The 21,183-nt window shown below is 60.6% G+C and carries 15 protein-coding genes and 1 pseudogene; 6 read left to right on the top strand and 10 right to left on the bottom strand.

Annotated features, from left to right (window positions below):
- Positions 1 to 22: 22 nt before the first annotated feature.
- From DXD49_RS09800 to DXD49_RS08690, 6 genes and pseudogenes are all read right to left on the bottom strand, one after another.
- Positions 23 to 226: pseudogene (locus tag DXD49_RS09800) on the bottom strand (hypothetical protein); the annotation flags it as partial.
- Positions 227 to 351: 125 nt separating this feature from the next.
- Positions 352 to 1,734, bottom strand: a complete 1,383-nt coding sequence (locus DXD49_RS08710; protein ID WP_117734429.1) for a 6-phospho-alpha-glucosidase — start codon at positions 1,732 to 1,734, stop codon at positions 352 to 354.
- A gap of 3 nt (positions 1,735 to 1,737) precedes the next feature.
- Positions 1,738 to 3,354, bottom strand: coding sequence for a PTS transporter subunit EIIC (locus tag DXD49_RS08705; protein WP_117794754.1), 1,617 nt, complete (start codon positions 3,352 to 3,354; stop codon positions 1,738 to 1,740).
- A gap of 99 nt (positions 3,355 to 3,453) precedes the next feature.
- Complete coding sequence (locus DXD49_RS08700; RefSeq protein WP_117794762.1) at positions 3,454 to 4,308, bottom strand: PRD domain-containing protein; 855 nt, start codon at positions 4,306 to 4,308, stop codon at positions 3,454 to 3,456.
- Between the two features lie 18 nt (positions 4,309 to 4,326).
- Positions 4,327 to 4,839: a PTS glucose transporter subunit IIA gene (locus tag DXD49_RS08695; RefSeq protein ID WP_158557550.1), complete on the bottom strand. Its 513-nt coding sequence runs from the start codon at positions 4,837 to 4,839 to the stop codon at positions 4,327 to 4,329.
- A 348-nt stretch (positions 4,840 to 5,187) separates the two neighbouring features.
- On the bottom strand, positions 5,188 to 7,431 hold the full coding sequence (locus tag DXD49_RS08690) for a DEAD/DEAH box helicase (protein ID WP_117794752.1): 2,244 nt from the start codon (positions 7,429 to 7,431) through the stop codon (positions 5,188 to 5,190).
- Between the two features lie 600 nt (positions 7,432 to 8,031).
- On the opposite strand from DXD49_RS08690, the gene DXD49_RS08685 reads away from it, so the two are divergent.
- The 6 genes from DXD49_RS08685 (at position 8,032) to DXD49_RS08660 (ending at position 15,385) form a co-directional block, all read left to right on the top strand.
- The gene (locus DXD49_RS08685; protein ID WP_117794751.1) at positions 8,032 to 8,994 is read left to right on the top strand and encodes an FHA domain-containing protein; all 963 of its coding nucleotides are present in this window, start codon (positions 8,032 to 8,034) and stop codon (positions 8,992 to 8,994) included.
- A gap of 187 nt (positions 8,995 to 9,181) precedes the next feature.
- Positions 9,182 to 11,257, top strand: coding sequence for a DUF6273 domain-containing protein (locus DXD49_RS08680; protein WP_117794750.1), 2,076 nt, complete (start codon positions 9,182 to 9,184; stop codon positions 11,255 to 11,257).
- Between the two features lie 493 nt (positions 11,258 to 11,750).
- Positions 11,751 to 14,093, top strand: coding sequence for a cation-translocating P-type ATPase (locus DXD49_RS08675; RefSeq protein WP_117794749.1), 2,343 nt, complete (start codon positions 11,751 to 11,753; stop codon positions 14,091 to 14,093).
- 152 nt (positions 14,094 to 14,245) lie between these two features.
- Entirely contained in the window at positions 14,246 to 14,467 is a 222-nt protein-coding gene (locus tag DXD49_RS08670) for a heavy-metal-associated domain-containing protein (RefSeq protein ID WP_117794748.1), read from the top strand.
- Between the two features lie 43 nt (positions 14,468 to 14,510).
- Positions 14,511 to 14,783 carry a metal-sensing transcriptional repressor gene (locus tag DXD49_RS08665; protein WP_117763176.1) on the top strand — a complete coding sequence of 91 codons (273 nt, stop codon included), beginning with the start codon at positions 14,511 to 14,513 and terminating at the stop codon, positions 14,781 to 14,783.
- A 128-nt stretch (positions 14,784 to 14,911) separates the two neighbouring features.
- The gene (locus tag DXD49_RS08660) at positions 14,912 to 15,385 is read left to right on the top strand and encodes a hypothetical protein (RefSeq protein WP_117794747.1); all 474 of its coding nucleotides are present in this window, start codon (positions 14,912 to 14,914) and stop codon (positions 15,383 to 15,385) included.
- A gap of 133 nt (positions 15,386 to 15,518) precedes the next feature.
- On the opposite strand, the gene DXD49_RS08655 is transcribed toward DXD49_RS08660, so the two are convergent.
- From DXD49_RS08655 to DXD49_RS08640, 4 genes are all read right to left on the bottom strand, one after another.
- Entirely contained in the window at positions 15,519 to 16,889 is a 1,371-nt protein-coding gene (locus DXD49_RS08655) for an amidohydrolase family protein (RefSeq protein ID WP_233541783.1), read from the bottom strand.
- A 249-nt stretch (positions 16,890 to 17,138) separates the two neighbouring features.
- The gene (locus DXD49_RS08650) at positions 17,139 to 18,215 is read right to left on the bottom strand and encodes a hypothetical protein (protein WP_147347844.1); all 1,077 of its coding nucleotides are present in this window, start codon (positions 18,213 to 18,215) and stop codon (positions 17,139 to 17,141) included.
- Between the two features lie 358 nt (positions 18,216 to 18,573).
- Positions 18,574 to 19,281, bottom strand: a complete 708-nt coding sequence (locus DXD49_RS08645; protein ID WP_117794744.1) for a hypothetical protein — start codon at positions 19,279 to 19,281, stop codon at positions 18,574 to 18,576.
- 415 nt (positions 19,282 to 19,696) lie between these two features.
- Positions 19,697 to 21,178 (bottom strand): glutamate synthase subunit beta, encoded by a 1,482-nt coding sequence (locus DXD49_RS08640; RefSeq protein WP_117794743.1) that lies wholly within the window; start codon positions 21,176 to 21,178, stop codon positions 19,697 to 19,699.
- Positions 21,179 to 21,183 lie beyond the last annotated feature (5 nt).

Below are 21,183 nucleotides of genomic sequence, written 5' to 3'. Positions count from 1 at the left end.
CATTTTGTTGCTGAGTAAGTATTTAGAGCGTGATGATATCCGAGATATTGAGGGCTTGAGCGTCGACGGCATCGTGCGTGGCAAGCAACAGGATGCGACCGTCGAGCAAGTCGAGCACGACCTCGGCGCATGCGTCGCGCGCAGCGGTATCTAGACCGGTAAAGGGCTCGTCCAGAATCACCGCGTCGCCTGGGCACAGCAGGGCTCGGGCAATCTCGACGCGACGGCGCTGCCCACCCCCATATCAACCCTTTGCGCAAAACGGCAATGCCCCGTCCGCGCAAACACGCGAACAGGGCATTGATCAAGTTTTACGGTCAGCGGCTCTTTTGTGCCAGAGACCTTCTGTCTTTAGCGAAGCTCGGGCCAGTAACCCTTGTTGGCCTCGATCATGTCGTCGAGAACCTCCTTGGCGACCTTCATCGAAGGCACGGTCTTGTTGAGCGTAAAGGCCTTGAGCGCCTTCTCGTACGAACCCTCGATCGTAGCCTCGACGATGAGCTTCTCGGAGTTCAGCTGCTGCATCATAAGACCCTGCTGGAACAGCGGGATGTTGTCGCGGCTGATGACCTCGGGGCCGTTCTTGCCAATGTAGGCAGGCAGCTCGACCATGGCGTCGTAGGGCATGTTGGGGATAGCGCCCTTGTTCTCGCAAATGACCAGGAAGCGCTGCTTGGTATCGTTCTTCAGAGCGATGGCCAGATCGGCAATCCAGTCGCCGTGGCTGCCCGCATAGAACGTGCTCTCGTCGATCTCGCCCGTCTTCTCGTAATGGTCGATGCCATCAAAGAGGTTCTTCTCGCGCGTCTCCTCGACCTCGTTTGCACGGGTGCGCTCGGGGTTGGAATGCTCGACGAACTCCTTCTGCTGCAGGTAGTAGTTCAGATACGTGTTGGGCAGGTACTCCGGGAAGCACTCCATGATCTCGTACTCGCCCTTCCAGACGTAGTACCAGCTGCCCTTGGTGTGGCGGTTCTGCTCGGGATGCTCGTCGGTGGCCTCCTCGGGCTTCTTGGACATCAGCGAGCTCATGCCCTTGAGGTAAGAATCGGGCAGCAGAATCTCGTGCTCCTTGATGTACTCGCGCAGCTGCGGGAGCACCTCCTCGCCCTTGTGGCGGATCGAGGTGAACCAGCCAAAGTGGTTGAGGCCAAAGTAGTCGTACTCGACGTCCTTCTTGTCGATATCGAGCGCGGCGCAAACCACGTCGATGATCGCAATCGGCATGTCGCAGATGTTGATGATGCGAGCGTTGGGGCGCAGGACGCGGCAGCCCTCGGAGACGATGGCGGCAGGGTTGGAGTAGTTGAGAATCCAGTAGTCCTTCTTGGCGTACTTCTCAACGTCGTCAATCAGCTCGACCATGGGGAAGATGGTACGCATGCCGTAGGCAAGGCCGCCGCAGCCGCAGGTCTCCTGGCCCACGCAGCCGTGACGCAGCGGAATCTTCTCGTCCTGCTCGCGCATGGCATAGCCGCCCACGCGCATCTGGGCAAACACGAAGCTCGCGTCGGTAAAAGCCGTCTTTTTGTCGGTGGTCACCGTAAGCTTGATGTCCAGGCCGAGGTCCTCGTGCAAAATCCAGTCCACGAGCACGCCGATCTTGCGCTGGCGCTCCTCGTTGATGTCGTACAGACGAATCTCGTCAACGTCGAGCTCGTCCTTGCGCAGAGCGATGGACTTGACGATGCCGGGGGTAAAGGTGGATCCGCCACCACACAGAGTAATGATCATTGTTTACTGCTCCTTCTCAATTGCGTTTTCGACCTTGTCGCGCATCTCGGCGACCTTCATGCCAAAGATGATCTGGATATTATTGCCATTGCGGTTGATGCCGCTGTTGGGCACGTGGTTGATGAGGTTCTCATCGATGAGGTCCGGGTTCTTAACGTTCACGCGGAGACGCGTAAAGCAGTTCTCGAGCTCCTCGATGTTGTCCTTGCCGCCAAGACCTGCGACCAGATCGGCAATGCCCGCATCGACGCCCTCTGCGGGAGCCGCGGCAACAGCGCCCTGCTTCACCGCGACAGACGCGGCGGCCTCGCCCTCGGCGACGGACTCGGCGAGCTCGGACTCCTCCTCGCGACCAGGCGTGTGGAGGTTGAGCTTCTTAATAAGGAAGGTGAAGAGGAAGAAGTACAGAGCGGCGTTGAGAACTCCAAGCACCAGCATCATCGGCCAGTTGGTCTTATCGACACCAAGGACCAGGTTGGAAACAACGATGTTGATGATGCCGCCTGCAGTCGAAGCGGGCACGGAGAGAACCTTAAGAAGAACCAGGAAGACGCCGGAAAGAATCGAGTGGACGACAAAGAGCACAGGGGCAGCAAAGACAAAGAGGAAATCCATGGGCTCGGTCACGCAGGAAAGCACGGCGGTGATGATCAGCGGGATGATGACAGCCTTGGTCTTGTCCTTGTTCTGCTTGTAGGCGGTGAAGATAAAGGCGAGACCGATGCCGATGTAGGGCCACAGGTTGTTGAAGGCGTAGCTGTTGAAATACGTGCTATCGGAGAAGGGCTGGCCCGTCATTGCCATCTCAGCGACACGGATGGGATAGGCGCCGGCGATAACCTGATCGCCCAGCGTAAGGGTGCCACCCACATCGGAGAACTGGAACGGGGTGTAGATGAGGTGGTGCAGACCGGTGGGAACGAGCAACTTGTTGAGCATGCCGTAGATAAACAGACCGATGTTGCCCGACTCCTTAATGATGCCGGCAACGGAGGAGATGGCACCCTGAACCGGAGGCCAAACGATGCAGAAGCCAGCGCCCATGATCCAGGAAATGATGATCATGATCAGGAACGGAAAGCGAACGCCCGAGAACATCGAAAGGGCAACGGGGAACTGCTTGTTCGAGTACTTGTTGAACACGGCACCGGTGATGCAACCAAGAATGATGCCGCCAAACACGCCGGTATCGAGGACCTGAATGCCCATAACGGTGCTCTGGCCGGTTCCGGTAAGGCCGAGCATGCCGCTCGCTTCGGCAAGAGAACCGGTGGCGTTGAGCACGATGTTATTGGCCTGAAGGAACAGGAAGAACGACATCAGGGCGATCAGCGAAGCATGGCCCTTGTTCTTCTTTGCCATGGCGCCGGCGATACCCACGCAGAACAGAATCGAGAGGTTGTTGATGATAAACATCAGCGACTGATAGACAACGGCGCCCGCAAGCTGGAACGGGCCGGAGCCCAGCACGGGGACCACGGCACAGATGGTCTTGTTGGTCAGAATGATGCCCACGATGAGCAGGATGCCGGCAACCGAGAGATACATCATCGGCTGGACGATCGACTTCGCGAACACCTCCAACGGCGCCTTGAGGTTTATTTTCTTTTTTGCGGTCATAGCGATACTCCCCTTTCTTTTCCGCAAATTAAGACAGGTGTGCCCTGGACAAGACCATGAGCCTTGTCTTATATCAATCGATGTGCGGGCACGTTATGCCTAGAGACCAGATTCTCCAAGCAGGTTAACAATGTGATATGCGAGATAACTCTTCTCGGCATTGGTAACGACAACGTTATAGGTAGACGCTAAGCGGTCGGCAATTGACTCCGCGCACGAGAACGCCCTCGGATACACCGTTTCATCGATACGGAACAGCGCGTCGCCATTGACCTGCCCCGCCGCGGGATCGAGCGCTCGCTGCGCAAAAAACTGCAGATGGCGAACGAAACGCTCGTACGGCAACGAGGCGACGTCAAGGGTCGTGGCATAGTGCTCGGAAACAATCGCGAGCACGTCGCGAACAAGCTGGACCGAAACAATCAGACGGTCAGAGCGCTGCGGCATGGTAGCGTTGACGATATGCAAGGTGATGAAGCCCTGCTCCTCCTCGCTCATCTCGATGCCCAGGTAATCCTTGATAATCTGAAGGGCACGGCCCGCAAACGCATACTCCTTGCGATAGAACTGCTGGATCTCGAGCAGCAACGGGTTCTCGCACGGAATGCCCTTGCGCTCGCGATCAAGGGCGAGGCTAATATGATCTGCGAGAGCAATGAGAATCTTGTCATTGATATCAACATTGAGCTCTCGACGAAGCATCTGAACAATGTCCTCGGAAATCACGAGGTTAACGGTGGGGATGGACTCCAAAAGATGTGCCAAGCGGTCAATCGTACGAGAATCCTGGGAGGTACCCTCCTGCAGCGCATAGGTCTTTTCGACCGACGCCTCGTCGATGATATCACCGGCATGGCGGCCAAAGCAGAGGCCTCGGCCGATGACGATGAGCTCGGATCCATCGTCCGAAGTGACCATTGCGACGTTATTGTTGAAAACTCGCTTGATAACCACGGTACCCACCACAAGAATTTACTCGGAAAGCCAGACGACAGGCTCTTTAACAGCAACAGGGCCGGAAGCATGCTCACGAAGAGTCGAGTTCTCCGAGCGCTCGCACACGATAACGAAGACCGTGGGGTCGAAGCCAGCGGCGCGAACCGCGTCGAAATCGACCTCGACGAGGGGCTGGCCCACGTCGACATGGTCACCCTGAGCAACGAGCGCATGGAAGCCCTTGCCCTCAAGTTTAACAGTGTCGATTCCGATATGCAGCATCACCTGAGCAGAGCTGTCGTCGGACATGATGCCCAGCGCGTGCTCAGTCGGAAACAACGCCGCGACGGTGCCGGAAACAGGAGCGCACACCGTTCCCTCTTGGGGAACCACGGCAACGCCATCGCCCACCGCGCGACTGCTAAAAGCAGGGTCATTGGTATTTTCTAGATGAACAAGCTCGCCGGAAACGGGAGCGAGGATTTCGAGCTCGGAAGCTGCAGTCTTCTGCTCATCCGAACCGCCCATCAGGCGAGAAAAGAAACCCATGGCGGCATGTCCCTTCATAAATATAGCCCAACCAAAATCATGCGAATGCATCCATAGAGACACACCCGTTCAAAGACTTTGGTTAGGCCCACGTCCGAGGGACTCGGTAACCTTCCGCATTTCTTTTTACGAGAGCTATTGTAGACAAGCCCAAAGCCAGAATAATCATTATGACCGGTGAACGGTATTTATTCTCCGATAAACGGTAGCTATGCGGCACTTAGGGACGTTCCTTTTCTGCCGGCACCCAGGGACACTCCTTGCTCTGACCCCTTTGCACCAAAAAGGGCCCCGAGCGTAGTTGCTCGGGGCCCTTAGCTTGTCTCACGCTAGCGTGCGATGTGTATGTTATTTGCGCTTGCCGCCGCCGTCGCCGGGACGACGGGAGCTGCCGCCGCGCTTGCCGCCACGGCTGTTGCCATAGCTGCCACGGTTATCGCGACCGCCGGCGCGGCCGCCACGGGAACCGGCCTGGTTGCCGCCGCGACCACCACGGTAGCCGCCGCGACGCTCCTCGCGGGTATCGTCGTAGTTGCGCCAGTCATCGCGACGATCGCGGCTGGCACGCGGATCGCGACGCTCGCGCGACTCACCGGAACGCCCAGCGCCGCTGCGCCCACCATTGCCGCGAGCGCCCTCGCGACGCTCGCCGCCGCGGCCACCGCGCTCTTCAAAGCGCTTGCCGCCACGGGACTCACCGCTGCGGGTGCCATGCTCACCGCGACCCTCGCCGCCACGGCGCTCATCGCGCCCGCCGCGCTCGTCATTGCGACCGGAACGACGACGATCGCCCGAGCCACGCTTGCCGCCGCGCGAGCCACGGCCCTCGTCCTCGCGCTCAACACGGCGACGACCGCCGCGGTCCTCGTCCTCGCGGCGACGGCGATGCGCCTCGCCCTGGAACTGCTTGGCACGGCGCTCGGCACGGTTGCCTCGCGGGACCTGCTCGGCAGCGCCAGCACGCTCCTCGGCAGCCACCTCGCGGGCCACGCTCTCAACAGCCTCGTCCACGCGAGCCTGAACGCCCTCGCGCACGCGGATCTTGCCGCCGCGCTTGGGACGGCTCGGACGCTCGCCGTCGCCGCGACGCTCGTCGCGACCGCGGTTGGAACGACCGGCCACATCGCCGTAGTCATCGCCGTTGCGCTTGCCGTCGCGACGTGCCTGCTCAAGCTTCTTCTTGCTCTTGGACTTGCCGCGCTTGGTCTTCTTCTTCACCTTAAAGGCCGCAGGGTCGCGCTCGGGATCGACGGCGGGCGGGTTGGGGCCCACATGCAGGTCGCCGGCCTCGTAGATGTCGGCCGTCTTGTCCATGAGCTTCTCGATCTCGTAGAACTCATCGACGTCCTGCTCGGTCACAAACGTGATGGCCCAGCCTAGCTCGCCGGCGCGGCCCGTGCGGCCGATGCGGTGGATGTAGTCGGTCGGCTCGGCCGGCACGTCAAAGTTCACGACGTAGCGCACGTCGCTGATGTCGATGCCGCGGGCAAGCACGTCGGTTGCCACCAGCACGTCGACGGTACCGTCGCGGAAGGCCGAAAGCGCGCGCTCGCGCTGGGCCTGGCTACGGTTGCCGTGAATCGCGGCAGCCTTGATGCCTTTACGCTCCAGACGACGGCAGCAGCTGTCGGCGCGGTGCTTGGTGCGCATAAAGACGATGGTGCGCTCCGGGCCCTCCTTCTTGAGGAACTCGGGCAGCAGGTTGTTCTTGGCCTCAATGGACACCGGGAAGACAAACTGGTCAACGGTGTCGGCGGTCGATGTGGCGGGCGCGATCTCCACGCGGGCCGGATCGCTCACCAGGTCGGTGATCTCGCCCACGGCCTCCTCGTCGAGGGTCGCCGAGAACAGCAGCGTCTGGCGCTCGGCCGGCGTCTCGCGCACAATGCGGCGGACGGCAGGCAAAAAGCCCATGTCGAGCATACGGTCGGCCTCGTCGAGCACCAGCACCTTGACCTCGTCCAGATGGCAGGCACCCTGCTCGATCAGATCGACCAGACGGCCCGGCGTTGCGACCAGGATGTCGCAGCCGTACTTGAGGGCAGCGGTTTGCGGCTTGTAGCTCACGCCGCCCACGACGGTCACGGCGACATGGCCGGTGACGTCGGCGATCTTGCTCGCGACCTCGTCGATCTGCTGTGCGAGCTCGCGCGTGGGGGTGATGACGAGCATCACGGGGCCACGGCCGTTGCCCTCGGGCTTTTTAGCACCGCGACGGCGGTTGCGACCGCCGCGCTCGTGCACAGGCTTGGGAGGAGCGATGTGCTCCAGATTATTCATGGTCGGCAGCAAGAAGGCGGCCGTCTTGCCGGTGCCGGTCTGAGCGGCGGCAAGCAGGTCGCGACCCTCGAGCACTACGGGAATCGAGCCAGCCTGAACAGGCGTCGGCGCCGTGTAGCCCAGGTTCTCGATGGCACGGAGCATCTCGTCGGAAAGTCCCAGCTCGTCAAAGGCGGGCAGGTTCTCGGTCGCGGACTCGACGGCCTGGGCAGCATTGGCCTCGTCGGCAGCATCGAAGGCAGCCTGGCTCATGGCCTCGCGGGCCTCGTCCAGGATCTCGGCGTCGGTGACGTCGGATACAGAATTACGCATATGTTGTTGTTCCTTATCTGCACGCGCAATGGGCACGGCATGCGGCCGCGCGGGCGTGCTTGGTAGTGCGCTAATACATACAAAAATAGGTGCGCACAGAGAGGACGTTGCTCAGCACGCTGGCGATCGCTTTGGCAGCCCTATCACGCGCCGTCCAGACGCAGCAGCCCTAAGCGATGGAGCAGATTCGCCGCCGGTAAGTATACCCGTGCTTCGCATGCCCCCACGTAAACCACAGATGACGGGGCGGACGAGACGGGCCCGAGGCGGGCCCGGCTGATTGTCTCAATCAGTAACATCTACAGGGCAAATCTTCCTCTACGTGTTACAGATCGAGACAAACGGTCGACACGGTTCAGAAACGTCTCAATCTGTAACAGTTACGCAGCAAAATCGGTCCCAATTGTTACAGATCAAGACAGAGGGGAATTTCCGTCCAGTCCAAACCAAATCTCTCAGTCTTCCTGCAATTTCGAACATGTGGCCTATAATGTTGCTTTGGTTACGCCATATATTGCGCAGCCATTTAATACGTGGCCCACCGGGGGGGCATTAATTCCTATCGCCATATTGGCTAGGAAGCAATCAAAGGAGGTATCCGTGGCAGCAGAGACGCCTTGCTCGGTCCTCTATAACGATATTCGCTCGTTCGGCGGTCTTAAGCATCTCGAAATCGCCCGAATGCTTATCAATGGAAACTCCTATCTCGGCAGCACCTTGCTCGAGAAATGCTCTTCCAACCGCTCGTATCTCACCCGTTACATCGTCCATCGCGAGCCCGACCAGTACGCACCCGCCATCTACAGCGACTTTACCGTCACCACGCTCAACATTTCCGCGGCAATCTGCAGCAAGCTCGGCGGCGGCGAGTCCGCCTATCAGGCAATCGCCGAGCACTATCGTGGTCCGGCAGCCAACGAAATGATGTCAGCTCTCGCCAGCTACAAGCTGGACAGCCGCCTATATGCAAATGCCCTCAATCACATCGATAACTTTGACGGCAATACCGTGCGCGAGAAGAGCACGCTTTACCTTATGCTCTTTGTGGCAACGGGGGCGCTCGCTGACCCCATCCAAGGCGTGGCCACCGTCGAGCGCTTTTGCGACAGCAAGACAGGCGGGCACTTTGGCACCACCGAAACTACCGTCGGACGTGGCTTTATGAGCAGCCTGGAGCAGCCGCGCACTGTCGCCCCCAACCTCGGTCTGCTCAGAACCCATGCCGACAACTGCGCCGACATGCAAATCCATCCCCTCACACGCGATCCGCGCGGCACGGTAATTGGGTCCTTGCCCAAAACCTCGCCCAGCATCACCGATGTAGGCGCTGATGCATCGCGCGAGCATCTCCGCATTTGGCTCGAGGGCGGGCACTGGTACGCCCAGGGCCTTGGGTCGACCAACGGCACAGTGCTCGAATCGGGCGCGGGCGACGGCGATATTGTGATTGAGCCGCCCCGCGACCAACGAGAGCCCGGCAAAATCTATCCCCCGGTGGAAATCGAACACAGCGACAGGCTCCATCTGGGCCTCTACACGACATTCCTTGTCATTGTGGACTAGCGCGGAAAGGCGGACGGCGGCCAATCGTCCTCCGCCTTTCCGCCGTTTGCGTCGTGCTGCACGCAATAATTGCGACAATGAACATTCACTTTTCATCAGAGCCGTCTATCATAGGTTCTATCGATGTCCGTACTTTTAGTATGAGCATACGGCCAACCCCTATAAACAAAGGAACGTTGTGAACACTATGGATCCCGTTCGTGGCAGCAAACTCATCCGTCTCGACACATTCGACACCGCCGTGGCGGTCAATCCGAGCGCGGAAGACGATGCCAAGCGCCGTTTCATGACGCTTATCCTCCAAACGCCCTATCGCAGCAACGGCAATATCGGACAGGTACTGCGCGCGACCAACACGAGCGGCGAGGTCTTTGCCGTCAAGCTGCTCAAGGACAACGCCATCCTTTCCGACCAGACGCCCAATCGCTCCGCCGAGCAAGCATCTGCGCACCTGGCCAACACCGCCGCGCTGTTCGAGGAGTACCGTCATCTGTGCACCGTCTCGCACCTGCGCGGATTTCCGCGCGTCTATGGCTATGGATCGTGCGAGGACGACCCGCTCATCCTCATGGAGTGGGTCGAGGGTGCCTCGCTCAAGCAGGCGCTGCCTTTGCTTCCGCACGACGCCTCGGGCGGGCTGACCACCCAGATGGTGGCCGCCGTTGGAAACGCCGTGCTTCGTGCGCTCTTGATGACCCAAGGCCTCGTGAATCCGGTCGTCCATCGCGACCTGTCGCCTGCCAATATCATGTTCCGCACCACCAGCCGAACACTCGAGCAGCAGATCGACGATTGCTCCTTTGACCCCTGCCTCATCGACATGGGCTCCGCGACCATGGCCCTCGGCGACGACACGATCACCCGACGTGCCGACATCTGGCGTTTTGCCACGCCCGCATACGCCGCGCCCGAGATGCTCACGCAGGATATCGAAGGCATCGCGGCCCTTCGCCGCTCGCCCGCCATCGACGTCTATGCGCTTTCGAGCATTCTGTACCAGCTCTACAGCGGTCGCAAGCCGTTCGATGTCGAGTCGACGGGTGCCGCGGCAACCGGCTCGTTCTACCTCATAAAGACCAAGACCAAGCCGGCACCGCTCGAGCCGCGATGCGATGACGACGAGGCACTCGTCCAGATCATCATGAAAGGCATCTCAGTCGAGCAGTGCGATCGTCCCACCGAACAGCAGATGCTCGAGGTGCTCTCGGCATACCTCCCCGCTGCAGAATCTGAGGGCCGCGAGGGCGCGGGCAATGACGCCGTAATTGACATCGACTCCGGTACGCACCTTAAGGTCGACGTCGCCGGCGAGCGCGCGCGAGAGATCCTGGAGCAGGCCCGGCACGATGCCATGACCCGCCGCCGGTTTATTATCGGTGGCGTCGTTGCAGTAGTTGCGGGGCTCAGCGTCGTTGGGGCGGCGACCCATGGCTTTGGCATCCCCGACTACCTCGATGGCATCCGCAGCTCTCTTGACGACTACACCTGGGATCAGCTGCAGGAGATTTCGCTCAAGATTAAGGCCGCCGAGACCCGTAGCGAGGCACGCGAGATTGCCAAGCGCTGTCACCTGCTCGATGCCGATGGGCATATCCCCTATCCATGCACCAAGCGCGTCACGCTCACCAACGGGCTGCAGGTTGGCGCACAGCTTGTGGGCATCCGCCACGATGAGCTTCTGGACGGGACGGGCAAGGCCGGACTGACGTTTATGTTCGATGCCGGCATTGCCGAGCGCGATGCCGCAACGCAGGCATTGAACGCCGGCTGGGCAGATTGCGAACTGCGAGAATGGCTCGACAGCGACGGCCTCAAGCTGCTGCCAAGCGAGCTGCGCGCGCTCATCAAGTCTGTCAAAAAGACCTCGAATAACGTTGGCGCCGCCAGAAGCGCATCGTGTCTGAGCAAGTTGCCCGCAACCCTTTGGCTGCCCGCCATGGTCGAGCTGTGCGGTACGCAACCGCCCGAGTCATTTGCCGAGGGCTTTCACTACCTGGCCGACATCTACAACGGCGAGGGCAAGGAGTACCAACTCTTCCGCGAGCTCAAGGTAAGCCCGTATTCCACGAACGAGACGATGGTCCGCCAGTGGAAGGGCAAGGACACCTGTTGGTGGGAGCGCACGGTGAGCCCCGACACATCGGAGAGCGAAGGCACGCTCTATATGAACCGCGTGGGGCACGACGGCGACGTCTTTACGTACGCAACGCCTGCGGAAAAGCCAAACAAGCGAACCTGCGTGATTCCCGGATTCTGCATCTAGGCAGCGGGCGCCTTGCCGCGGCGGGGCCCCTCCCCGGCAATTGTCTCGATCTGTAACATTAGCTCGGCAGATACAGGTCTAGATGTTACAGAACGAGACAAACCCCAGCCCCGCGAGACAACATCTCAATCTGTAACAGTAAGGGGTCAAAAACCTCTCTTGATGTTACAGATCAAGACATTTGAGTTGGCCGCGGGCGATCTGTCTCGATCTGTAACATCTATCAGAAAAAACGGTCCTTAGGTGTTACAGATTGAGACGTTAAGCTGTGGCTCGATGCAATGTCTCGATCTGTAACAGTTACTCGACAAAAACGGGTCTAGTTGTTACAGATTGAGACATTAGACCGGCTACGGTCCGCCGACCTGGCTATCACCTCGACCAATACCAGAATGTCATACATTTCAATCTCCAGTGGACACCCCCAGGGGGTATGGGTGTATAGTATCTCTAGGTTAACATTCATGACACTACGCCACAGAAAGGGGAAGCCATGGCCCAAGATACGTTCGACGTGGACGGCATGACATGCGCCGCCTGCCAGGCGCATGTGGACCGCGCCGTAAGCAAGCTCGGCGGCGTCCAGAGCGTCGCGGTCAATCTGCTCGCCGGCTCCATGTTGGTCGACTACGACCCCGCACAGGTCTCCCCCGACGATATCTGCACCGCTGTCGATCGCGCAGGGTACTCTGCCTCGCCCATCGATGCGGGCACCGGTGCCGTCGGCTTAAACGGCAGCGCGCAAGCCCGATCCGGCGCCACCCATATGGAGCCGCCCACCAAAAAGCTGGAGGCCGCCGCCTCCGCCATGCGCACCCGCCTCATCGCCTCGATCGTCTTCCTCATCCCATTGTTCTATATAGGCATGGGGCATATGCTCGGCTGGCCGCTGCCTGGCGTCTTCACCGACCACACCCACAGCATGACGCTCGCGCTCACCGAGCTCGTCCTGCTCATCCCCATCGTCTACGTCAACGACGCATACTTTATCAACGGGTTTAAATCGCTCGCGCACGGCGCGCCAACCATGGATGCCCTTATCGCCGTTGGCGCCACCGCGTCCATCGCCTGGTCGCTCTACGCCATGTTCATCATGGCCGACCAGCTGGCCGCGGGTCAGGTCCACGAGGCCATGATGACGGGCATGGACAACCTGTATTTTGAGAGTGCGGGCACGATCCTGTCGCTCGTCACCGTGGGCAAATACCTCGAGGCACGCAGCAAATCCAAAACCGGCGGCGCCATCGAGGCGCTCATCGACTTGGCACCCAAGACCGCGACCGTCGTTGCCGATGACGGCACCGAAACCACCGTCGACGTCGACAGCATCCTTCCCGGCCAGGTCCTGCGCGTGCGCCCCGGCGAGTCCATCCCCGTCGACGGCGTGGTGCTCGAGGGCAGCTCGGCAGTGGACGAGAGCGCGCTCACCGGCGAGTCCATCCCCGTGGAGAAGACCGCCGGCGACACCGTCAACGCCGCCACCGTCAACCGCACGGGCTCGTTTACCTTCCGCGCCACGCGTGTGGGCGCCGACACGTCGCTCGCCAAAATCATCAAGCTCGTTGAGGACGCCAACGCCACCAAGGCGCCCATCGCCCGTATGGCCGATAAGGTCGCCGGCGTGTTCGTACCCGTGGTGTTCGCTATCTCTGCCGTGACCTTTGCGGTGTGGATGGCACTGACTGGCAGCGTGAACGAAGCGCTCACCTCCGCCGTGGCCGTGCTGGTGATCAGCTGTCCGTGTGCACTGGGCCTGGCCACGCCTGTCGCCATTATGGTGGGCACCGGCAAGGGCGCCGAGATGGGCATTCTGTTCAAGAGCGCCGAGGCGCTGGAGAACCTGCGCAGCGTGGGCACCGTGGTGCTCGATAAGACGGGCACGGTCACCCGCGGCAAGCCTGCCGTGACCGATATCGTGGTAGCCACGCGCGCTGACGGGTCACCCGCGGCGAGTGAGAAGGCGCTGCTGAAGCTTGCCGCTGCGCTGGAACGCCAGAGCGAGCACCCGCTGGCAGAGTCGATTATGGCCGAGTGCGAGACACGCGGCATTGTCGCTCGCTCGGTTGAGGACTTTACCGCTGCGCCCGGTCGCGGCGTTACGGCACGCGAGGGGCAAAACGCCATCGCCGCCGGCAATATGCGCCTGATGGACGAGTTGGGCGTTACCGTGCCCGCCGGTCTTGCCGAGCAGTTCGCTGCCGAGGGCAAGACGCCGCTGTTCTGTGCCAAGAACGGCGAGCTCGTTGGTACCATCGCCGTGGCGGACGAGGTCAAAGAAACGAGTGCCGAGGCCATCGCCGCGCTCCGCAAGCTCGGCGTCGACGTGCGCATGCTCACCGGCGACAACCGCGTGACGGCCGAGGCCATCGCCCGCCGCGTGGGGCTGAGCAGCGAACAGGTCATTGCCGACGTCCTCCCCGCCGACAAGGAACGCCACGTGCGCGAACTGCAGGACGCGAGCAGCATGGTGGCCATGGTGGGCGACGGTATCAATGACTCCCCCGCCCTGGCGCGCGCCGACGTGGGCCTTGCCATCGGCACCGGCGCCGACATCGCCAAGGAGGGCGCCGACGTGGTACTCATGCGCAGCGACCTCATGGACGTCGCCCGCGCCATCGAGCTTTCGCGCGCCACGATCCGCAACATCAAGCAGGACCTGTTCTGGGCACTGTTCTACAACGGTATCGGCATTCCGCTGGCGGCGGGCGTGTTCTTCCCGCTCACCGGCTGGCAACTCTCGCCGATGTTTGGCGCTGCGGCCATGAGCCTGTCGAGCGTATGTGTCGTAAGCAATGCGCTGCGCCTGAAATCCTTTAAGCCCAAGACGGCGCGCTGAAGCACCCGACCTTGCCCCTCAAACCGTCGCTCGCGTACCCAAGTACGCTTCGCTCCTCTTTCGGGGCAAGGTCGGGTGCTTCAGCACACCTTTAAGATGACGCTGTTCACGACTAAACTGTCAAATAATCTCAATCGATAAGGAGTACACCCATGCGTTACAAAATTAAGACTTCCGGCCTCATGTGCGGCCACTGCGACGCCACTGTCGAGACGGCACTGCTCAACGTGGCAGGCGTGACCGACGCCGACGCCGACCACGAGACTCAGACCGTCCAGGTGGAGTGCGCCGACACCGTGACCGCCGAGCAGCTCGCTGCCGCCGTCGAGGGCGCCGGCGAGAAGTTCCACGCCCTTTCGGTGACCGCCGCGTAACGACCCGCACGTACCCCCCCCCGACCAGAAACGAGGACCCGCCATGATGGCAGACCATAAATCGGTGACCCGCATGCTCAAGACGGCGCGCGGCCAGATTGATGGCATCCTGCGGATGGTCGAGGAGGACCGCTATTGCGTCGATATCTCCACGCAGCTCATGGCCACACAGGCGCTCCTCGCGCGCATTAACGCCGACGTGCTCAAGGCGCATATTGAGGGCTGCGTGACCTCGGCAATCGAATCGGGCGACGAAGACCTCAAAGCCGCTAAGCTCGCCGAGATCGAACGCGTCGTCGACAAGCTCGCCAAGTAATTGGGGCATTGGGAACAAACTTCTTTGCACCGTCTTGGTATTCCGGGGACAGGTATGTTTTTAACCTGTCCCCCTTGCTCTAAATCGGGTATAAAGGCGTGCAGCATATCGAACGAAAGGCAATTTGCATGAATGACTTTATGAAGGGTCGCAATGGTGCCGATGAGCTCACCATCGTGATGGGTTTTGCCGGCATCGTCATCGCGATGATCGGATCGATAGCCCACATCCAGTGGCTCAGCTGGATTGCCATCGCCGTAATCGTGATTGGCGTGCTGCGCGGCCTATCCAAAAATATCGACGCACGTCGTAAGGAGAACGAGGCCTTTGTCGCCGCGACTGCAAACGTACCCGGCTTGGGCAAGTTTGTAGCTAGCTTGGGCGGCGGAGCTGCAGCGGCCAACGCCTCGCGCGCAGCCGGTACTAGCAAGGAAGACTTTGAGCGCGCCAAGCGCACGGCCAAGAAGATGTGGAAGGGTCGCAAGACCACGGCATACCTCAAGTGCCCCAACTGCGGCCAGATGCTCTCCGTCCCCAAGGGCAAGGGCAAAATCCGCGTCACCTGCCCCAAGTGCCACGCCAAGATGGAAACGCGCTCCTAGCGCCCGCACGCGGGACAAATTAATCAGGTTTGTTTGTCCCAAATCTTAAGTATTTGTTCGATAAAAAAGCCGAGGCCTCGTGTTGAGACCTCGGCTTTTTGCATGCGGTAATGGAGTCGTCCCTTTGTCACATCTACGCCACGCCGTCGCGGGCAAGCTCCTCAGCCAGCGCTTCGGCAGGCATGGCCATAATCGCGTCGAGCTCGGCATCCACCTCGGGGATGCGCTTCACCTTCAGCTTGCGCACCAGATCGCCGCGGCACATTACGTGTACCGGCTCACGCAGAGCGCACAGGTCATCCAGAGGATTCTCGCGCGTCACCAGGATATCGGCGGCCTTGCCGCACTCGATCGTGCCGGTCTCGCCGCCCAGACCCAGCAGCTCAGCATTGACCTGCGTGGCCGTATGCAGCGCAAAGGCGTTGCTCACACCCACGTACTTGGCAAAATAGGCTACCTCGCGCCACATGTCGTACTGCGTCACAAACGGGCAGCTCGAGTCCGTGCCCAGGCCTACCTTGATACCGGCTTCCAGCGCCGCACGAGCACTCTCGATAATGCCCGAGCACACGATATCGCCGTTCTTCTTTTGCGTATCGGTCGAATGGGTCTTCTCCGGGTCGAGCAGCACAAACGGCAGCGCCGGACTGATAGTGCAGGTAACGCTGGGTGCACGATCCTCAAGCTGAGTGCCCGCGGTGCCGCGGTATAGTTCCAAGATCTCGGGCGTCATCGGGGCACCGTGCTCGATCGTATCGACGCCGGCCTGAAGCGCAGCCTTCACGCCCTCGGTGCTCTCGACATGAGCCATAACCGGCAGGCCCACCTCGTGCGCCGCCTTGCACGCCGCCGCGGCAACCTCGACCGGCATGCGCAGCACGCCCGGCTCGCCCACCTCGGTCGCGTCGAACACGCCGCCCGTCACGAACAGCTTGATGACATCGGCACCGCGCGCATACAGGTCTCGCACCTGCTCGGCTGCCTCAACGGGGCTGTTGGCCACCTGCGCGAACAAGCCCGCACCGTGGCCGCCCGGCACCGTGACGCCCGTTCCCGGCGCTACCAGGCGCGGACCCTGATATCTGCCGGCGTCGATAGCGTCGCGCACGGCGAGATCGGCAAACAACGGATCGCCCGCGCCGCGCACCGTGGTCACGCCGCTTGCCAGCTGCTGCTGGGCACTGCCCTTGAGGATGCGGCGGACGATGGCACGGCCCACGGGATTATCGAGTTTCTTCATCAGCGCTCCCGCATCGCCGGCCGAGACCGGTTTGCCCGAGCCGCACAGGTGCACGTGCATATTGATGAGACCGGGCATGAGATACGCACCACCCAGGTCGATGACCTCGGCACCCGCGGGCGCCTGCGCCACAGCACTCGGCCCCATCCAGGTGATGACGCCGCGCTCAACAGTCACGGCCATATCGGGTTGCGACTCCATATGTTCCGAACCATCCAGGACGGTCGCATTGATAAACAACGTGGAACGATCGGCAGACGCCATATCGAGCTCCTCCCTCACGATTAACTTGAACATTTGTCCATTATCGCCCAAGGCGACGGAGATGCAGCCGATGTATCGGTTAACGGAGAAAAGGGAGGATGCGAGGATAGAGAGGCCAGCGCGGCGATGTCCCAGCCGTGTGTGCCGAACGTCTCGATCTGCAACAGTAAACCCGGATTTTGGGCCACTAGATGTTACAGATCGAGACAAACTCGGCAGGAACAACCACATTCGCGTCAGTTGCACCCCTTAGCACCCATACCACTGGCGTCTCCATTCCTCAGCCAGATCTGCCCGCTGTTGAATTCCCGCCAGTCTCATCTTTTCAGCCAGTTTCCCCGGGTTCTTGAGTTCATCAAACGTAAACCGAAGCACCTTGTGCCCGAGCATCGTCAGATGAGACTCTCGCTGACGTTCTGCCACGAATGGGTCGACCGACTCCCGATCCCCACCATCCTGCAGGGTATACTTTCCCTTCCCGTCGAGCTCGCCGATGACACATGTCCCGTCCTCGAGCTTCCAGAAATAATCAACCCGAAACACCTGGCTCGGATCGAGCGGGTCGCGAAACTCCATCTGCAGCTCCGGAACCGAAAAGCCGTATGCAATAAAGAACGCTCGGAACCGAGACTCGCCACCGTTTTCGGACAGGCCGTCTGCATGCGACGCAATCACCCGAGCTCTGCGATACCCGCGCCTGCCCTCGCAATCGGCCTGAAGCCGTTCGCACAGGTCGTCGCGCGACATGCCCTTCGCCCGCAATGCGGAATCGGCGATTGCCAGACCATACGAAAACGGCGCGCGCAGCAGACAATCCTCCACCGTTCGCCAAAACGGCGTCACTCGCACGCCGTCAACTTGTTCAAGCGCACCCGCCGCCTGCGGACGCAGCAGCCTATATCCCGTACTCAACGTCACTGAACAACCCGTCTTAACAAGAAAACGCGGCCCGAGCAGATCATTCGGCACCTCCAAACCCCACAAAAGTGCCGCGTCATAACCCCAAAACGCCCAATCTGGATGAAACTTCGCAAGCCCTTTGATGGTACGCAGCGCTCGCTCCGCCGGTGTCAACGTATCCCAATCATGTTGAAAACAGAACAGATACGACTCGGGTTCCGCGATATCGTCGGTTCCAACATGGCGTCGCAGCCACATGAGCTCGGCATTGTCATGCGTTGCGAGCAGTGCACCTTGCTCGGTCGCCTCCGTGAGCCGCGCGAGCATCCTGTTCCGTGCCAACGTGTTGCGAGTCGTATGCTTGTGTTTGAAAACGGTATTAGACACTTCCATCACCACCACGTCAGACAAATGGACCATCGTCACCGTTGCCTCCGCTGACAAATGTCTTGATCTGTAACAGGAAGACAGTCTTTGAGCCTCTAGTTGTTACAGATTTAGATCTTTCGGCACCGCTTCCAGCCTTTGTCTCAATCTGTAACAGTAAGGTCGACTTTCAGCCTGTAGATGTTACAGATTGAGACATTCCCCCAACCAGGTGCCAAACGTCTCGATCTGTAACAGGTAGACGTTCTCCAGGCCCCTAAACGTTACAGATTTAGACAAATCAGCAGCGCCCAAGCATTCGTCTCGATCTGTAACAGGTAGACCGGTTTTTTGTCCCTAAACGTTACTGATCGAGACATAAAGACAGAGAGCAAGGCAGGCGACAGCTGCCCATCCCCTACTCCCACTCTTGCTCGTAGATGTTGAGGGACTTTACGTACCGCCCCTGGGCGCCCATGACGTCGCGGACCAGACGCAAGAAGAAGCTGATGCATGAGGTGTCAAAGCCGTCCTGCAGATCCTCGGGATGCACCGCACCCGGCCCGTCGACCGCCGTGTCGTTCAGGCGCGCGATGTCATATAGGTAGAGCTGTCCCACCGCAAGCCAGACATCGTCAACGCACGCGATGCGCACCGCGATCGCGCCGTCATTCCAATGCTCCTTTTGCACGATATGGGGATCGTAGACATCAAAGCGATGATCGGTGCGTGTGTCCTTCAGCGCGACCATGCCGGACGCAGGATCCTTGTCCAAAATGCCAAAGCGAGAGAAGTACTGCGTGCCGCGCACCTGCTCGAGCCGCTTGAGCGAGGCTGGCAAAATGGATGCTGGCGGCTCATCCACATATAGCTCGAGCAGCGTCTTGCCATGGCGATAGGGGCGCTCAAACAGCAGCCAATCGGTAAACGCCATGTTGTAGGCCATGATTTCGTTTTGAGAAGGTTCGGTGCAATAGCTGAGCCACGGATCGACAATGATCTCGAACTGTTCGCGCGCCGACTCCAAAAACTGGAACTTCCGCAGCATCCAAAAGTGAGCCATGTCGGCAATATCGTTGCCGACGGCTTCGGCCAGCTCTGCTCGGTCAAAAACTTGGTCAGTCATGGCATCCTCCTCAAACTGATGGACCTCAATTTGAGCTTACGAGGAGGGCGAGCAACCGAGGCAAGCGCGGGCAAAATAGGCCTCCGGCTGCAAACCAGATGCTGACCAAACACTTGACGAAAAGCTTGACCGAATGAGCGCACCGCAAAGAAACCGCAGGTAGACATAGACAGCCAACCCGCCCTTTTGAGCCAGATGCCCGCAGCCACCACAGAAACAACAGGTGACCACAGCCCAAAAAGTCGACAAATGAACACCCGTACGTCGACAAACGAGCAAGTCGCTCGCAAATCCGCAAGGAGTGTCCCCGAATGCCGACAGAAAAGGAACGTCCCCAACTGCTGGCACTTAGGGACGTTCCTTTTGTGCCGGCAGTTGGGGACAGCCCTTGTTGATTCGATTGTGGGCGACTACCTTACAGCTCCAGCGCGTCTGCGACTTCGGTAGCACAGGCCAGGGCGTCGGCCATGGCGTTCACCACGAGCGAGCTGCCGTTGCGGGCGTCGCCGGCAACAAACACCGGCGCGGCATCCGCAGCAACGCCATCCACGCGAGCTGCACGATGCGAACCCTCGGCAGCCATTACGGGCAGAGGTCGCCCGGCCGTGGCAACAGGCACGCCGACAGCTTCGAACACGCTGTGCTCCGGACCCGTAAAGCCGCAGGCGATGAGCACCAGCTGCGCCGGCACCTCGTGCTCGGAGCCCGCGATGTGCTCGGGCTTTCCCGCCGACCAATCCAGATCGACCACGCGCAGGCCCGCAGCCGCACCCTTCTTGTCCAGCAGCACCTCGAGCGTATCCACGCCCCAGGCACGCATCTCGCCACCCATCGCAGCGATAGCCTCCTGCTGGCCGTAGTCGGTCTTCTTAACGTTGGGCCACTGCGGCCAGGGGTTGCTCGCCGCGCGCTTATCGGGCGCGGCCGGCAAAAACTCAAACTGGCGCACACTGCGCGCACCCTGGCGCACGGCGGTACCCACGCAGTCGTTGCCGGTATCGCCGCCGCCAATGACCACGACGTCCAGGCCGCGAGCGTCCACCGCGAGCTCGCCACCATCGAGCAGCGAGACGGTCGAAGCCGTCAGGTAGTCCACGGCATACACCACGCCGGGCGCTTCGATGTTCGCAGCCGAAAGCCCGCGCGGGGCACGGGCACCAGCAGCCACCACGACAGCGTCAAAGCCATCGAGCTTGGCTGCCACCGCAGGGTCCGTCACATCGGCGCTCAGCTCAAACACAATGCCCAACTCACGCATGAGCGCCACGCGACGCTCGACCACGGACTTCTCGAGCTTCATGTTGGGAATGCCATACATAAGCAGACCGCCCGGGCGGTCATCGCGCTCAAACACCGTCACACGGGCGCCGCGACGCGCAAGCTCCCATGCAGCCACCAGACCAGCCGGTCCAGAACCAACCACCGCGACCGTGGGCGCATCCTCCCCCGCCGGCTCAAAGCGGCGCGGACCGCCGTTGGCCCACTCATGGTCGCTAATCGCGCGCTCGTTATCGTGAATCGTCGTGGGCTGGCCGTCGACCGAACCCAGGTTGCACGCGGCCTCGCACAGCGCCGGACACACGCGGCTCGTAAACTCGGGCATGGGCGAGGTGAGCGACAGGCGCTCGGCCGCCTCGTCCCAGCGGCCGCGGTACACCAGCTCGTTCCACTCGGGAATCAGGTTATGCAGCGGGCAGCCGCTCGGGCGTGCCTTGCCAAAGCTCGCGCCCATCTGGCAAAACGCCACACCGCACATCATGCAGCGGCTCGCTTGGGCGCGACGCGCATCGTCGTCGAGCTCCACGTACAGCGGATCAAAATCATGGCTGCGCTCCTCCACGGGGCGAAGCTCGTGGGTCACGCGATCGATATCAAGAAAAGCACCGGGCTTACCCATGGCAC

It is taken from the genome of Collinsella sp. TM05-38 (assembly GCF_003466445.1).
Classification (GTDB): domain Bacteria; phylum Actinomycetota; class Coriobacteriia; order Coriobacteriales; family Coriobacteriaceae; genus Collinsella.
Note: the sequence above shows the minus strand (reverse complement) of the source record. Positions and strands in the feature narration are given on the sequence as shown.

Bases quoted from the DNA above. Each gene is read 5' to 3' on its own strand.
- DXD49_RS08665 (WP_117763176.1), top strand. From the start codon at position 14,511: ATGATGGCAGACCATAAATCGGTGACCCGCATGCTCAAGACGGCGCGC.
- DXD49_RS08705 (WP_117794754.1), bottom strand. From the start codon at position 3,354: ATGACCGCAAAAAAGAAAATAAACCTCAAGGCGCCGTTGGAGGTGTTC.
- DXD49_RS08675 (WP_117794749.1), top strand. From the start codon at position 11,751: ATGGCCCAAGATACGTTCGACGTGGACGGCATGACATGCGCCGCCTGC.
- DXD49_RS08655 (WP_233541783.1), bottom strand. From the start codon at position 16,889: ATGGCGTCTGCCGATCGTTCCACGTTGTTTATCAATGCGACCGTCCTG.
- DXD49_RS08660 (WP_117794747.1), top strand. From the start codon at position 14,912: ATGAATGACTTTATGAAGGGTCGCAATGGTGCCGATGAGCTCACCATC.
- DXD49_RS08670 (WP_117794748.1), top strand. From the start codon at position 14,246: ATGCGTTACAAAATTAAGACTTCCGGCCTCATGTGCGGCCACTGCGAC.
- DXD49_RS08640 (WP_117794743.1), bottom strand. From the start codon at position 21,178: ATGGGTAAGCCCGGTGCTTTTCTTGATATCGATCGCGTGACCCACGAG.
- DXD49_RS08690 (WP_117794752.1), bottom strand. From the start codon at position 7,431: ATGCGTAATTCTGTATCCGACGTCACCGACGCCGAGATCCTGGACGAG.
- DXD49_RS08695 (WP_158557550.1), bottom strand. From the start codon at position 4,839: ATGGGTTTCTTTTCTCGCCTGATGGGCGGTTCGGATGAGCAGAAGACT.
- DXD49_RS08710 (WP_117734429.1), bottom strand. From the start codon at position 1,734: ATGATCATTACTCTGTGTGGTGGCGGATCCACCTTTACCCCCGGCATC.
- DXD49_RS08645 (WP_117794744.1), bottom strand. From the start codon at position 19,281: ATGACTGACCAAGTTTTTGACCGAGCAGAGCTGGCCGAAGCCGTCGGC.
- DXD49_RS08680 (WP_117794750.1), top strand. From the start codon at position 9,182: ATGGATCCCGTTCGTGGCAGCAAACTCATCCGTCTCGACACATTCGAC.